Source organism: Ralstonia sp. R-29 (assembly GCF_049913345.1).
Taxonomy (GTDB): Bacteria; Pseudomonadota; Gammaproteobacteria; order Burkholderiales; family Burkholderiaceae; genus Ralstonia.
In genome coordinates, this window is the sequence record NZ_CP184377.1 from 2,594,137 (window position 1) to 2,607,828 (window position 13,692).

The following is a 13,692-nucleotide window of genomic DNA, read 5'->3' on the forward strand; positions in this document are numbered from 1 at the left end:
CAATGCAAACCGTGTTGTGAAATCGTCTGAATGACAGCGGATTGCGGCTTTTGCCGCACTTTTAGGCACGCAGCAAGCCGGTCCCTATAATACGGCCCCAATTGCGCGCGCCTGCGCGAACCCGAATTCGCTATCGACGGTCAGACCGCCATCGCCGCAGAACCGGTCGGCGCGGCGCCCCACCACACATTCATCTTGAATCTCCTCAAAACCCTCGCCACGATCAGCGGCCTGACGATGCTCTCGCGCATCACCGGGCTCATCCGCGAAACGCTGATCGCCCGTGCCTTCGGCGCCTCGGTCTACACCGACGCCTTCAACGTCGCCTTCCGCATTCCCAACCTGCTGCGCCGGCTCTCGGCCGAGGGCGCGTTCTCGCAGGCTTTCGTACCGATCCTGGGTGAGTTCAAGAACCGCCAAGGCGAAGCCGAGACGCGTGCTCTGGTCGATTCGGTGGCCACGGTGATGACGTGGTTCCTGGTCGTCATCTCGGCGCTGGGCGTGATTGGCGCGCCGCTGATCGTCACGGCTGTCGCAACCGGCTTCAAGGAGCATGAGAGCCAGGCGTACATCTCGGCGATCTTCATGACGCGGGTGATGTTTCCGTACATCGGGCTGGTGTCGCTGGTGGCGCTGGCCTCGGGCATCTTGAATACGTGGCGGCAGTTTGCGGTGCCGGCGTTCACGCCGGTGCTGCTGAACCTCTCGTTCATCGTGGCGGCGCTGTTCGTGGCGCCGTTCCTGGCCACGCCCATCTACGCGCAAGCCTATGCCGTGGTGGTGGGCGGCATCCTGCAGCTCGCTATTCAGATTCCGTCGCTGCGCAAGGTCGGGATGCTGCCGCGCGTGTCGTTCAACGTGCGGGCGGCGTGGCATCACCCCGGCGTGCGGCGCGTGCTCAAGCAGATGCTGCCGGCCACGCTGTCGGTGTCGGTCGCGCAGATCAGCCTGATCATCAATACCAACATTGCCTCGCGCCTGCCGACGGGCAGCGTGTCGTGGCTGAACTATGCGGACCGGCTGATGGAGTTCCCGACCGCGCTGCTGGGCGTGGCGCTCGGGACGATCCTGCTGCCGAGCCTGTCGAAGGCGAGTGCGGACAACAACCGCGAAGAGTATTCCTCGTTGCTGGACTGGGGCCTGCGGCTGACGGTGCTGCTGGCGGTGCCGTCGGCGGTGGGGCTATTCGTGTTCGGTGCGCCGCTCACGGCCGCGCTGTTCCACTACGGCAAGTTCACCGGCATCGACGTCGAGATGACGCGCCAGGCGCTGGTTTCCTACGGCGTGGGGCTGATCGGGCTGATCGTCATCAAGATTCTGGCGCCAGGCTTCTATGCGCGGCAGGACATCCGCACGCCGGTGAAGATTGCGCTGGTGGTGCTGGCGGCAACGCAGCTTTCCAACTATGTCTTCGTGCCCGTGTTCGGGCATGCGGGACTGGCGCTGTCGATCAGCTTTGGCGCAACGATCAATGCCGCGCTGCTGTTCTTTGGCCTGCGCCGTCGCGGCTACTACCACCCGCTGCCAGGCTGGGGGCTGTTTCTGGCACAGGTGACGTCGGCCGTACTGTTGCTGGCGAGTCTGCTGCTATGGCTTGCGCACAATTTTGATTGGGTGGGACTGGGCGCCAAGCCGCTTGTGCGCATTGCACTGCTCGGGGCAAGCCTGGTCCTGTGCGCGGTGGTCTATTTCGGTACACTGTGGCTGACTGGGTTGAAGTTCTCCACGTTCCGAAAAAAGGCCATCTGATGACGACAAAAGTCCTCGATTATTTTTCGGCTTTAGTTGCGGACGACGACAGCATCCCCCTCACCGAAACCGCCCTGTCGATTGCGCAGGATGCGTATCCGGACTTGGACCTGCAAAGCGAGCTAGCCGCCATCGATGTGCTGGTCGCGCGCATCAAGAACCGCATCGCCGAGGGCACGCCGGCCATCCAGCGCTTGCGCTTGCTCAATCAGTTCTTCTATCGCGAGCTGGGCTTCGGCCCCAACGCCAACGATTACTACGACCCCGAGAACTCCTACCTGAACGCGGTGCTGCAGAGCCGGCGCGGCATCCCGATTTCATTGGCGGTGCTGCTGATGGAGATCGGCCAGCAGATCGGCTTGCCGCTCAAAGGGGTGTCCTTCCCGAATCACTTTCTGGTGCGCATGAGCATTCCGGCGGGCGAGGTCGTGCTCGATCCGCTGACCGGGCAGACACTGTCGAAGGAAGAATTGCAGGACATGCTCGACCCGTACCTGGAAAAGGAAGGCATCGAAGACCCGAACTCGGTGCCGCTCGGGGTGTTCCTGCAGGTGGCCACGCACCGCGAGATCATCGCGCGCATGCTGCGCAATCTGAAGGCGATCTACTTGCAGGAATCGCGCTGGCAACGCTTGCTGGCGGTGCAGCAAAGGCTGGTGATTCTGCTGCCGGATTCGATTGAAGAGGTGCGCGACCGCGGGCTGGCCTATGCCAATCTGGAATGCTTCCGGCCCGCGCTGGAAGACCTGGAAGCCTATGTGGACGCCCGGCCCGATGCGGCCGATACGGCCAAGCTCAAGGAGCGCATGCCAACGCTGCGCGCCATGAGCAAGAACCTCAACTAACGCTTACTTCTGCACCACGGCGCCACGACGGCGCTTGAGCAGCTTCCACAGCCCGCCCAGCATCAGGGGCACAATCGCTGCGCCCAGGCCGATCAACACGATGGTGTTCAGATGGTCACGCACCATCGGCAGATTGCCGAAGAACACGCCCGAAGCCACCAGCAGACCGACCCACAGCACGGCGCCGATCATGTTGAAGAGCTGAAACTTGGCGAACGTCATCTTCGACACACCGGCCACGAACGGCGCGAACGTGCGCACCACCGGGATGAAACGCGCCATCACCAGCGTCTTGCCGCCGTGGCGTTCATAGAAGCCGTGCGTCTTCATCAGCGCTTGGTGATCGAGGAAGCGGATGTGACCGTCGAATACCTTGGGGCCGATCCACGCGCCAACGAAATAGTTGACGGTGTTACCCGTCACTGCGGCAATCACCAGCAGTACGGTCAGCAGCCAGGGATCCATCTGGCCGGTCGCGCACATGGCGCCGGCAATGAAGAGCAGCGTATCGCCCGGCAGGAAGGGCAGCACCACGAGGCCGGTCTCGGCAAACACGATAGCGAACAGCAGCACGTACACCCACGCGCCATACTGCTGAATCAGCAGGCCCAGCGATTTGTCGACATGCAGCACGATGTCGACCAGTTGCATCACGATATCCAAACCATCCCCCTAAGCGAGCGGGGAATGATACCGGATGCCACTTAGATTTCCCCTAGCCGTTGGTGGGGCTTGCATCGGTACGCCGCGCAGGGTGTGACATTTATAATGCCGCGATGAATTCCGCCCTCGATTCCGCCGCCTCCCGCCGTCCCATCCGCCCGCTCCCCGACCAGCTGATCAGCCAGATCGCGGCCGGCGAGGTCGTGGAGCGGCCGGCGTCCGTGGTCAAGGAACTGCTGGAAAACGCGCTGGATGCTGGCGCCACGCACCTCCAGATCAAGCTGGAAGAAGGCGGCGTGCGGCGCATCGCCATCACCGACAACGGCAGCGGTATTCCGGCCGACGAACTGCCCGTCGCGCTGATGCGGCATGCGACCAGCAAGATCGGCTCGCTGGAAGAGCTGGAATCGGTGGCAACGCTGGGCTTTCGCGGCGAGGCACTGGCTTCGATTGCCTCGGTGGCGGAACTGACGCTCACCTCGCGCACTGTCCATGACGCCCACGCCACGCAAATCGTCGCGCAAAGCGGGCGCGTGCAGCCAGCTTCGGGCGGTGTCGGCACGACCGTCGATGTGCAACACCTGTATTTCAATACGCCGGCGCGCCGCAAATTCCTCAAGACCGAGCAGACCGAACTGGGTCACTGCATGGAAGTGATTCGTCGCACGGCGCTGGCACGCCCCGATGTGGCCATCTCCGTGCATCACAACGGCAAGCCGCTCGAACATTGGAATGCGACGCAGGCCGACTCGCGCACCGCCGCCGTGCTCGGCACCGAATTTGCCCGCGCGCGCCTGCCCTTTGAAGAAGAAGCCGGCGAGCTGCGCATCTTTGGCTTTGCCGGCCTGCCGACCGCCTCGCGCGGCCGGGCCGATCACCAGTTCTTCTACGTCAACGGCCGCTTCGTGCGCGACCGCCTGCTTACGCACGCCGTGCGCAGCGCCTATGAAGACGTGCTGCACGGCGACCGCTTCCCTGCCTACGTGTTGTGCCTGGACCTGCCGCCCGAAGCCGTGGACGTGAACGTGCACCCGTCCAAGATCGAGGTGCGCTTCCGCGACAGCCGCGCCGTGCACCAGTTCGTCTATCACGCAATCCAGCGCGCGCTGTCCCGCCACGCTGGTGAACAGGGCGACAGCCTGCGCACCGACATCGCCGACGCGCCAGAGGTTGCTGGTGTCACGACGGCGCCCTCGCCTGCAGACAACACCACGCGATGGATCAACCAGATGGCCGCACGGCAAACGTCACTCGGGATCGAGCAGCCGCGCGGGCAATATCTGTCGATGATGCGTGGCGACAGTACCCCGATGCCCTCATCACGCCCAGCGTGGATGGCGGATGTGCCGAGCGCCTCGACGTTGTTCGACGGCAGCTCCGCAACCGCCGAGGCCCCGACCGCCATCGCAGAACCCGTCGTCGCGCCGCAAACCGATGACGACGACGCGCACCCGCTCGGCTTCGCCATCGCCCAACTGCACGGCATCTACGTGCTGGCACAGAACGCGCGCGGCATGGTGCTCGTCGACATGCACGCCGCGCACGAGCGCATCCTCTACGAGCAGCTCAAGACCGCGCTCGAAGCCAAACGCGTGGAAGTGCAACCGCTACTGATTCCGGTCACGTTTGCCGTCAGCCCGGTGGAGATCGGCACCGCAGAGGAATTCCGCGACACGCTCACGCTGCTGGGCTTCGACATCTCCGCCGTGTCGCCAACCACGCTGGCGGTCCGCTCCGTGCCAACGCTGCTGCAAAAGGCGGATGCCCAGGCCCTCGCCCGCGACGTGCTGCGCGATCTGCAGGCCTATGGTGGCTCGCGCGTATTGGCCGAGCGCCAGAACGAGCTGCTCGCCACGCTGGCCTGCCACTCCGCCGTGCGCGCCAACCGCCGCTTGAACATCGACGAGATGAACGCGCTGCTGCGCCAGATGGAAGCCACCGAACGCGCGGACCAGTGCAACCACGGCCGGCCCACGTGGATTCAGTTGACGGTGGCCGACCTCGACCGTCTGTTCCTGCGCGGCCAGTGAGTTTGTGATGACCGAGTCTTTCGCAAGCGCGCCCCGCGCCATCTGCCTGCTTGGCCCCACCGCGTCCGGCAAAACCGCTGCCGCATTGAAGCTGGCGGAGCGCTGGCCGGTCGAGATCATCAGCATGGATTCCGCGCTGGTGTATCGCGGCATGGACATCGGCACCGCCAAGCCCAGCGCGGAAGAACAGGCCATCGCGCCGCATCACCTGATCGACATCATCGATCCGCTCGATGCGTATTCCGCTGCGCAGTTTGCGAACGATGCGAACGCGCTGATCGACGCCATCCGCGCGCGCGGCAAGTTGCCGCTCATCGTCGGCGGCACGATGCTGTATTACAAGGCACTCACGCAGGGCCTGTCCGATCTACCTGGCGCCGATCCGGCCATCCGTGCGGAGATCGACGCCGAGGCCGCGCGTGACGGCTGGCCGGCGCTGCATGCCAAGCTCGCGCTGGTCGACCCCGTCACCGCCGCGCGGCTGCATACGACCGATGCGCAGCGCATCCAGCGCGCGCTCGAGTTGTATCGACTCACGGGCCAACCGATGTCGGCGCTGCTGGCGCGCGAGGTCGGTGCGAATGCGTTCCAGCAGCACGAAGCCGCTGCGCCTTACCTGACGATTGCGCTAGAGCCATCAGATCGTCTCGTGCTGCATGCACGCATCGCGCAGCGCTTCGATGCGATGCTGGCGGGCGGACTGCTGGACGAAGTGGAGACGCTTCGCAAACGCGGCGACCTATCGCCCACGCTGCCATCCATCCGCTGCGTGGGCTATCGTCAAGCGTGGGCCTATCTCGACGGCGAGATCGACATGGCGACGCTACGCGAGCAAGGCATCGCCGCCACGCGCCAGCTCTGCAAGCGCCAGATCACGTGGCTGCGCAGCACGCCAGAGCGGCACGTGGTCGATTGCCTCGCGCCCGATTACGTCGACCAGGTTGCGCGCCTGGTCCAAATCTCACTGCAATCCCAATCACAGCAATGACGACGATCGACACCGCCACCACCTTCACGCTGCGCCCCGCCACGCCGGATGACTGCGCTGCGCTGGTTCGCCTGATCTCCGCACTGGCCGAATACGAAAAGCTCACGCACCTCGTGCAGACCACGCCCGAGGCGCTGGCCACGATGCTGTTCGGTCCGCGCCCGTATTGCGAAGCCGTGCTGGCAGAAGTCGACGGCCGCGCCGTGGGTTTTGCGCTGTTCTTCCACAACTTCTCGACGTTCCTGTGCAAGCCGGGCCTGTATCTGGAAGACCTGTTCGTGGAGCCGGAATATCGCGGCCTGGGCATCGGCAAGGCGCTGCTGATCCACCTCGCGCGCTTGGCGCAGGAGCGCGACTGCGGCCGCTTCGAGTGGAGCGTACTCGACTGGAATGCGCCGTCGATCGCCTTCTATGAAGCCATGGGCGCGGATGTGCTGCCCGAGTGGCGCATCTGCCGCACCACGGGCGATGCATTGACCAAATTGGCTGCCATTCCCATGCCGCCAGCCCTGGCCGCGTAAGGCTGAATTTGACCGCAAGCTCCGGAGTGCCCCGCGCACTGCTGTGAGCGTAGGCTTGGCATATCGGACTTCTTCAGACAGAACGGATATGCCGCCTTCCACCGCCACCGTGCTAACAGGCACGGAGCAGCACCCCAACCTCGCTGGCATCGACTGGCATGTCGTTGAAGACGCCCTCAACGACGTCGGCAGCGCCGTGCTGCCAGGCCTGCTCACGCACGACGCCTGCCACGCACTGGCCGCGCTGTACCCGCAAGAGCGCCTCTACCGCTCACGCGTGGTGATGGAGCGCCACGGCTTCGGCCGCGGCGAATACCAGTACTTCGCCTATCCGCTGCCGGACCTGATCGCGCAGTTGCGCACGTCGCTCTACCCACCGCTGGCAACCATCGCCAACCGCTGGAACCAGACAATGGACATCGACGTACGCTATCCACCCAAGCACGCCGATTTCCTGCACCGCTGCCACGAAGCCGGCCAGTTGCGCCCCACCCCGCTGATCCTGCAATACGGCCCCGGCGACTACAACTGCCTCCATCAGGATCTCTATGGCGAGCACGTCTTTCCGCTGCAGGTCGCCGTCCTGCTGTCGGAACCCGGCGTCGACTTCACCGGCGGCGAATTTGTCATGACCGAGCAGCGCCCGCGCATGCAATCGCGGCCCGAGGTGGTGCCATTGCGCAAAGGCGATGCGGTGGTCTTTGCGGTGCACCATCGCCCCGTACAGGGCGCACGCGGCGCGTACCGGGTGAACATGCGCCACGGCGTCAGCCGTCTGCGCTCGGGCCGGCGGCATACTGTCGGCATCATCTTCCACGATGCGCTGTAGCCACGTGACCATGACAACCGGCGATCTGTTTGCCGACCACGTACCCACCGACGACGCACGCATCGTGCTCGGCGAGGCGGCGTTCGTGCTGCGTGGCTTCGCGTTGCCCGATGCGCCCGCGTTGCTCGCCGCCGTAGACGCCATCGCACAGCAAGCGGCGTTTCGGCACATGGTCACGCCGGGCGGCTTTGAGATGTCCGTGGCGCTCACCAACTGCGGCACGCTGGGCTGGACATCCGACCGCCGCGGCTACCGCTACGCCACGCATGACCCGCTGACTGGCATCCCGTGGCCACCGCTGCCCGACGTGTTCTTGCGCCTCGCCCACAACGCCGCCGCCGAAGCCGGCTTCCCTGGCTTCACGCCCGACGCCTGCCTCATCAACCGCTACGCGCCCGGCGCGCGCCTGTCGCTGCATCAAGACAAAGACGAGCAAGACTACGGCGCACCGATCGTCTCCGTCTCGCTCGGCATGCCAGCGATGTTCCTATGGGGCGGCCACAGGCGTGCCGACAAGACCCAGCGCATACCCCTTTTCCACGGCGACGTGGTGATCTGGGGCGGCCCGGACCGCCTGCGCTATCACGGCGTCGCGCCGCTCAAAGACCATCCGCATCCGCTACTGGGCAGCCAGCGCATCAACCTTACCTTCCGCAAGGCCGGTTGACATGACGACCATCGCTGCCGATCTGTCCGAGCACGCCTACCGGCAGGCCGCCGATTTCCTTTCATCGCTCGACGACGATTGGGCGCGCCACATTGCCAGCATCGGCCCGTGCCGCCACGCCGCCAAACCCGCCCGCGAACCCTACGAAGCGCTGGTGCGTGCCATCGCCTACCAGCAACTGCACGCCAAGGCGGGCGACGCCATCCTCGGCCGCTTCCTGGGGCTGTATCCCGGCGTCAGCTTTCCCGCGCCCGAGCAGGTCCTTGCGACCGACGAGATTGCCCTGCGCAGCTGCGGTTTCTCGGCGACCAAGCTGGCGACCATTCGCGGCATTGCACAAGCGACGCTCGAGGGCATCGTTCCAGCGCACGAGCAAGCGATCGCCATGACCGACGAAGCGCTCATCGATCGGCTCACAATGCTGCGTGGCGTCGGCCGCTGGACGGTCGAGATGCTGCTGATCTACACCCTGGAGCGCTCCGACATCCTGCCCGCCGACGACTTCGGCGTGCGTGATGGCTACCGCCGCCTCAAGCGCATGGAAACCGCACCGACGCGCAAGCAGATGATCGAAATCGGCCGCGCGTGGAGCCCCTATCGCACCATCGCCGCATGGTATTTGTGGCGGATGCCAAGCAAGTGACATGGCCATCGCCCCGAATTTGACCGCAAGCCCCGGAGTGTCCCGACGCAGGGGCGCACCTACAGTACAGGCATTGATGTTCACCGACTGATGCCATGCACATGTCCGCCAAGATCGCTCCCACCCTCGCCACCGAACACGACCCACGCTGGGCCCGCGTGCTGGCACGTGACCCGTCCGCCGACGGCCAGTTCGTCTACGCCGTCAAGACCACCGGCGTGTATTGCCAGCCGAGCAGCCCGTCGCGTCTGCCGCGCCCGGAGAACGTCGAGTTCTTCGACACACCCACCGATGCGGAAGCCGCAGGCTATCGTCCCAGCCGCCGCGCCAGCCCCGACCAGACCACCGCACGCACGCAGCAAGCCGCGCTGGTGGCCGCGGCCTGCCGCCGCATTGAGGCTGCAGAAACGCCTCCCACGCTCGATGTGCTGGCTGAAGAAGCCGGCCTGAGCCCGTATCACTTTCACCGCCTGTTCAAGAGCGTGACCGGTCTCACGCCCAGGGTCTACGCTGCGGCACACCGCGCCCGCAAACTGCGCACGCAGCTTGGACGTGGTAGCTCCGTCACCGAAGCCATCTACGATGCCGGCTTCAACGCCAGCAGCCGCTTCTACGAAGCCTCAGACAACGTGCTCGGCATGACGCCCAGCCGCTACCGCGCGGGCGGTGCACAGACGACGATCCGCTTTGCTGTAGGCGAATGCTCGCTCGGTTCGATCCTGGTGGCGCAGAGCGACCGCGGCATCTGCGCGATCCTGATGGGCGACGACCCCGACGCCCTCGTGCGCGATCTGCAGGACACCTTCCGCAAGGCCGAACTCATCGGCGGCGATGCGTGCTTTGAAGACTTGGTGGCCAAGGTGGTCGGATTCGTTGAAGCGCCGTCCCTTGGCCTGGATTTGCCGCTGGACGTGCGCGGCACCGCCTTCCAGGAGCGCGTGTGGCAAGCCCTGCGCGAAGTACCGCCCGGCAGCACGACCAGCTATACCGAGATTGCCGCGCGCATTGGGGCGCCCAAGGCGGTACGAGCGGTGGCACAGGCCTGTGCGGCAAACCACATTGCCGTGGCCATCCCGTGCCATCGGGTGATTCGGCGCGACGGCAACACCTCGGGCTATCGCTGGGGTGTGGAACGCAAGCGTGTGTTGTTGGAGCGCGAAGCGCAGTCGTAAGCGGGGGTTGCGAGTACAGTGGCGATCTCTCTGCACATCGAGTCCGCACCATGATTCGCCCTCTGCTTATAGCAGCGCTCGCAGCCCTCGCACTGGCCAGCTGCAACCGATCTGGCGAGGCACCGAAGCCCGCTGCCCAGGCGCCGGCGTCCGCACCCGCCACGGCCAGCGCACCGGCCGCCAGCACCCCGGCCCTCAGTGAAGCTGAACATGCCAAGGCGACCAACCTCGCCCGTGCCGCCATCGATAAGTACAAGCTGACCAGCCTGCCGCAGGAGTGCCTCTCCTTCCTGCCCGATCAGCCAGACGACACGCATTACAGCGTTGAGGTGCTGGAGAACCATACCCAGTCCTGCGGCGGCGATCCGAACACCGCCCCACGCGTGGTCACCTTGCTGATCGACAAAGCCACCGGTGCCGTGCAGAAAGACGACCCCGCCACGGGCGAATACGTGCCGCTGAAATAACCGCCGGCCAAACGCCGCGCATAAAAAAACCGCCGAAGTCATCGGCGGTTTTTTGTTGGTGCGAACTCCGCATCAGACCACGATCGTCTGCGCTTCGCCAGCTTGGCGGGCGCGGATCTCGCCGATCTGGTAGACCGTCTCGCCCGCGTCCTTCAGGTGGGCGATGGCTGCCGGTGCATCGGCCGCCGACACGATCACCACCATGCCGATACCGCAGTTGAACACGCGGTGCATTTCGTCATCGGCCACGTTGCCGGCCTTCTGCAGCCACTGGAACAGCGGCGGCAGCGTCCAAGCACTCTTGTGCAGCACGGCGGTCAGGTTGTCTTGCAGCACGCGCGGCACGTTTTCGGTCAGGCCACCGCCGGTGATGTGCGCCATGCCCTTGACGGTCAGCTTCTCGATCAGCGACAGCAGCGGCTTCACGTAGATGCGCGTCGGCGCCATGATGGCGTCCTGCAGGCGCTGGCCGTGGAAATCGGCGTTCAGGTCCGGGCGCGACACCTCGATGATCTTGCGCACCAGCGAGTAGCCGTTCGAATGCGCACCCGACGAAGCCAAGCCCAGCACCACATCGCCCTCGGCAATGGTCGTGCCGTCGATGATCTTGCGCTTTTCAACCGCGCCGACGGCAAAGCCGGCCAGATCGTATTCGCCGTCCGGGTACATGCTCGGCATTTCGGCGGTCTCACCACCGATCAGCGCGCAGCCGGCCAGTTCGCAGCCCTGGGCGATGCCCTTGACCACGGTGGCGGCGGTGTCGACGTCCAGCTTGCCGCAGGCAAAGTAATCCAGGAAGAACAGCGGCTCCGCGCCCTGTACCAGGATGTCGTTCACGCTCATGGCGACCAGATCCTGGCCGACGGTGTCGTGGCGGTTCAGGGCAAACGCCAGCTTCAGCTTGGTGCCCACGCCGTCGGTGCCGGACACCAGCACCGGCTCCTGGTACTTCTTGGACAGCTCGAACAGCGCGCCGAAGCCGCCGATGCCGCCCAGCACGCCTTCGCGCATGGTGCGCTTGGCAAACGGCTTGATGCGGTCAACCAGGGCGTCACCCGCCTCGATGTCGACGCCTGCGTCGCGGTAAGACAGGCCTGCGGATGGGGTTTCGGAAGCGCTCATACAGTCGTGTAAATAGAAGAAATCCGGTGGCGCACAGCGGGACGGCACAAAATTCGGACCCGCCGGTCCAGTAAAATCGCGATTTTACCGGATGCGGCCACCCCGATGGCTGCTTTTCCGACTCCCCCACCCGCCATCGGAACCCTCACCACCCATGAACGCCCCGTTGCTCACGCAGGAAACCAAGCGCACGCTGGCTTGGATCGCCGTGGCGGTCATTTTCCTGGCGCTGCTCAAGTTGCTGGCGCCAACGCTCACACCCTTCGTCTGCGCGTTCATCCTGTCGTACATCCTGCACCCCGGAGTGGAATGGCTGCAACGCCACCGCGTGCCGCGCGTGCTGGCGGTGTTCCTGATGATCCTGCTGCTGACGGTGGTGGGCGTGGCGCTGGCGCTGCTGGTGCTGGCGGTGTTGCAAAAAGAGATTCCCGCCATTCGCGATCAATTGCCCGGCATGCTGGCGAAACTCAATGCGGTGGCGTCTCCCAAGCTGGCGGAACTGGGCGTGCATGTGCGTTTCGACTTCCCGGGCCTGCGGCGCCTGTTGACCGACCAATTGGCTGCCGGCCCGGAGGATGTGATGTCCACTGCGCTGGCCTATCTGCGTGTGTCGGGCTCTGCGGCGCTGCAGGTGCTGGCCATCGCCTTTTTGGTGCCGATCGTGATGTTCTACCTGCTGATGGACTGGAACATGCTCATGCGCCGACTGGAAACCGCCGTGCCGCGCCGCTGGTTGGCCAAGACGCGCGAGCTGGCAGCCGAAACCGACGGCCTGCTGTCGCAATACCTGCGCGGGCAAGTCATCGTCATGCTGGTGCTGGCGGTGTATTACGCCTCTGGCCTGGCGCTAGCGGGCTTTGACGTGGCGCTGCCGGTCGGTATCTTTACGGGGCTGGCCGTGTTTATCCCGTACATCGGCTTCGGCATTGGCCTGACGCTGGCGGTGCTCGCGGCACTGCTGCAGTTTGGCAATCTCTATGGCTTGCTGGCCGTGGCCGTGGTCTACGGCATCGGCCAAGTGCTCGAAGGCTTCTACCTGACGCCGCGCCTGGTGGGCGAGCGTATTGGCCTGCACCCACTGGCGGTCATCCTTGCCTTGCTGGCTTTTGGCCAATTGTTCGGATTTTTCGGTATCCTGCTGGCCCTGCCGATCAGTGCCGTACTACTGGTCGGTTTGCGGCAGATCCGGCACCTTTATCTGAACAGCAGGCTCTACCGCGAGTAACCCAACTGCGAGCCAACTGCGACTCACCCGCCACCTAACGCTTCATGGCCCAACCAGAACAGCTACCGCTCGAACTCGGCGCGCCTCCGGCCCCGACCTTCGACAACTTCGTCGCCGCTGGCAACGAAGAGGCGTTGCTGCGCCTGCGCGCCCTGGTTCCGCAGGTGGTAGACGGCACCGCCACCGACCGCCTCGTCTACCTGTGGGGCGAAGAAGGCAGCGGGCGCAGCCATTTGCTGCAAGCCATCTGTGCGCAGGCGGAGGCCGGCGGCTACGAAGTCCGCACGCTGGCCCCCGATGCCCCGCTCGAGGCCTACGAATTCGACCCGGAAGTCACCGTCTGGACCATCGACGACGCCGAAGGCCTGGACGAATGGGCGCAGGTGGCCGTGTTCAATCTCGTCAATGAAGTGCGCGCGCACCCGCATGCCGCCATCGCCATCGCCGGGGCAGCCGCCCCCATGTCGATGCCGCTGCGGGAAGACCTGCGCACTCGCCTGGGCTGGGGGCTGGTCTACTGGCTGCGCCCACTGTCCGACGCTGACAAGGTCGAAGCCCTGCGCCAAGCCGCCCGCGAGCGCGGCATGCAGCTCTCCGCCGACGTACCCCAGTGGCTTGTCACGCACTCCTATCGCGACATGCCGAGCCTGATGGCTTTGCTGGACGCCCTCGACACCTACTCGCTCGCCCGCAAGCGCGCCGTCACCCTGCCGCTTGTGCGCGAAATGCTCGCGCCGATCAAGTGAGCCGGAGGGCCGCCGGGGTGGCGAC

General features: G+C 65.1%; 14 protein-coding genes. 12 read left to right on the forward strand and 2 right to left on the reverse strand.

The genetic code is table 11. The features are described 5' to 3' along the window. Nucleotides 1–195: 195 nt before the first annotated feature. Nucleotides 196–1,749 (forward strand): murein biosynthesis integral membrane protein MurJ, encoded by a 1,554-nt coding sequence (gene murJ / locus ACN9M1_RS12265; RefSeq protein ID WP_426394711.1) that lies wholly within the window; start codon nt 196–198, stop codon nt 1,747–1,749. After that, nucleotides 1,749–2,594 (forward strand): SirB1 family protein, encoded by an 846-nt coding sequence (locus ACN9M1_RS12270; protein ID WP_426394713.1) that lies wholly within the window; start codon nt 1,749–1,751, stop codon nt 2,592–2,594. Before murJ ends, ACN9M1_RS12270 begins: the two co-directional genes overlap by 1 nt. Nucleotides 2,595–2,597: 3 nt before the next feature. Here the strand turns inward: ACN9M1_RS12270 and ACN9M1_RS12275 are convergent, their stop codons facing one another. Further along, nucleotides 2,598–3,245, reverse strand: a complete 648-nt coding sequence (locus ACN9M1_RS12275) for a VTT domain-containing protein (RefSeq protein WP_426394715.1) — start codon at nt 3,243–3,245, stop codon at nt 2,598–2,600. A gap of 125 nt (nt 3,246–3,370) precedes the next feature. On the opposite strand from ACN9M1_RS12275, the gene mutL reads away from it, so the two are divergent. The 8 genes from mutL to ACN9M1_RS12315 all read left to right on the forward strand — a co-directional run bounded on the left by mutL (nt 3,371) and on the right by ACN9M1_RS12315 (nt 10,574). Beyond that, on the forward strand, nt 3,371–5,287 hold the full coding sequence (gene mutL / locus ACN9M1_RS12280; protein ID WP_426394716.1) for a DNA mismatch repair endonuclease MutL: 1,917 nt from the start codon (nt 3,371–3,373) through the stop codon (nt 5,285–5,287). Nucleotides 5,288–5,294: 7 nt separating this feature from the next. After that, the gene (gene miaA / locus ACN9M1_RS12285; RefSeq protein WP_426394718.1) at nt 5,295–6,275 is read left to right on the forward strand and encodes a tRNA (adenosine(37)-N6)-dimethylallyltransferase MiaA; all 981 of its coding nucleotides are present in this window, start codon (nt 5,295–5,297) and stop codon (nt 6,273–6,275) included. Next, nucleotides 6,272–6,796: a GNAT family N-acetyltransferase gene (locus ACN9M1_RS12290; RefSeq protein ID WP_426394720.1), complete on the forward strand. Its 525-nt coding sequence runs from the start codon at nt 6,272–6,274 to the stop codon at nt 6,794–6,796. Before miaA ends, ACN9M1_RS12290 begins: the two co-directional genes overlap by 4 nt. Before the next feature lie 88 nt (nt 6,797–6,884). After that, a complete protein-coding gene (locus ACN9M1_RS12295; protein WP_426394722.1) occupies nt 6,885–7,625 on the forward strand; it encodes a 2OG-Fe(II) oxygenase in 741 nt (246 codons plus the stop codon). 10 nt (nt 7,626–7,635) lie between these two features. Next, complete coding sequence (alkB, locus tag ACN9M1_RS12300) at nt 7,636–8,292, forward strand: DNA oxidative demethylase AlkB (RefSeq protein ID WP_426398858.1); 657 nt, start codon at nt 7,636–7,638, stop codon at nt 8,290–8,292. 1 nt (nt 8,293) lies between these two features. Then, a complete protein-coding gene (locus ACN9M1_RS12305; RefSeq protein ID WP_426394723.1) occupies nt 8,294–8,935 on the forward strand; it encodes a DNA-3-methyladenine glycosylase family protein in 642 nt (213 codons plus the stop codon). A 101-nt stretch (nt 8,936–9,036) separates the two neighbouring features. Continuing rightward, a complete protein-coding gene (gene ada / locus ACN9M1_RS12310; protein ID WP_426394725.1) occupies nt 9,037–10,107 on the forward strand; it encodes a bifunctional DNA-binding transcriptional regulator/O6-methylguanine-DNA methyltransferase Ada in 1,071 nt (356 codons plus the stop codon). A gap of 50 nt (nt 10,108–10,157) precedes the next feature. Beyond that, nucleotides 10,158–10,574 carry a hypothetical protein gene (locus tag ACN9M1_RS12315; RefSeq protein ID WP_426394726.1) on the forward strand — a complete coding sequence of 139 codons (417 nt, stop codon included), beginning with the start codon at nt 10,158–10,160 and terminating at the stop codon, nt 10,572–10,574. A 72-nt stretch (nt 10,575–10,646) separates the two neighbouring features. Here ACN9M1_RS12315 and purM read toward each other — a convergent pair whose 3' ends face one another. After that, entirely contained in the window at nt 10,647–11,696 is a 1,050-nt protein-coding gene (gene purM, locus ACN9M1_RS12320; protein WP_021195872.1) for a phosphoribosylformylglycinamidine cyclo-ligase, read from the reverse strand. A gap of 154 nt (nt 11,697–11,850) precedes the next feature. Here purM and ACN9M1_RS12325 point away from each other — a divergent pair, with 154 nt between their 5' ends. Both ACN9M1_RS12325 and hda read left to right on the forward strand, forming a co-directional pair. Next, nucleotides 11,851–12,921, forward strand: a complete 1,071-nt coding sequence (locus tag ACN9M1_RS12325) for an AI-2E family transporter (protein ID WP_426394729.1) — start codon at nt 11,851–11,853, stop codon at nt 12,919–12,921. 44 nt (nt 12,922–12,965) lie between these two features. Beyond that, complete coding sequence (gene hda, locus ACN9M1_RS12330) at nt 12,966–13,667, forward strand: DnaA regulatory inactivator Hda (RefSeq protein ID WP_426394730.1); 702 nt, start codon at nt 12,966–12,968, stop codon at nt 13,665–13,667. The last annotated feature ends 25 nt before the right edge of the window (nt 13,668–13,692 follow it).

What these genes read in the sequence shown, in the direction of transcription:
- ACN9M1_RS12270 (WP_426394713.1), top strand. Translation starts at nt 1,749, where the DNA reads ATGACGACAAAAGTCCTCGATTATTTTTCGGCTTTAGTTGCGGACGAC.
- ACN9M1_RS12275 (WP_426394715.1), bottom strand. Translation starts at nt 3,245, where the DNA reads ATGCAACTGGTCGACATCGTGCTGCATGTCGACAAATCGCTGGGCCTG.
- mutL (WP_426394716.1), top strand. Translation starts at nt 3,371, where the DNA reads ATGAATTCCGCCCTCGATTCCGCCGCCTCCCGCCGTCCCATCCGCCCG.
- miaA (WP_426394718.1), top strand. Translation starts at nt 5,295, where the DNA reads ATGACCGAGTCTTTCGCAAGCGCGCCCCGCGCCATCTGCCTGCTTGGC.
- ACN9M1_RS12290 (WP_426394720.1), top strand. Translation starts at nt 6,272, where the DNA reads ATGACGACGATCGACACCGCCACCACCTTCACGCTGCGCCCCGCCACG.
- ACN9M1_RS12295 (WP_426394722.1), top strand. Translation starts at nt 6,885, where the DNA reads ATGCCGCCTTCCACCGCCACCGTGCTAACAGGCACGGAGCAGCACCCC.
- alkB (WP_426398858.1), top strand. Translation starts at nt 7,636, where the DNA reads ATGACAACCGGCGATCTGTTTGCCGACCACGTACCCACCGACGACGCA.
- ACN9M1_RS12305 (WP_426394723.1), top strand. Translation starts at nt 8,294, where the DNA reads ATGACGACCATCGCTGCCGATCTGTCCGAGCACGCCTACCGGCAGGCC.
- ada (WP_426394725.1), top strand. Translation starts at nt 9,037, where the DNA reads ATGTCCGCCAAGATCGCTCCCACCCTCGCCACCGAACACGACCCACGC.
- ACN9M1_RS12315 (WP_426394726.1), top strand. Translation starts at nt 10,158, where the DNA reads ATGATTCGCCCTCTGCTTATAGCAGCGCTCGCAGCCCTCGCACTGGCC.
- purM (WP_021195872.1), bottom strand. Translation starts at nt 11,696, where the DNA reads ATGAGCGCTTCCGAAACCCCATCCGCAGGCCTGTCTTACCGCGACGCA.
- ACN9M1_RS12325 (WP_426394729.1), top strand. Translation starts at nt 11,851, where the DNA reads ATGAACGCCCCGTTGCTCACGCAGGAAACCAAGCGCACGCTGGCTTGG.
- hda (WP_426394730.1), top strand. Translation starts at nt 12,966, where the DNA reads ATGGCCCAACCAGAACAGCTACCGCTCGAACTCGGCGCGCCTCCGGCC.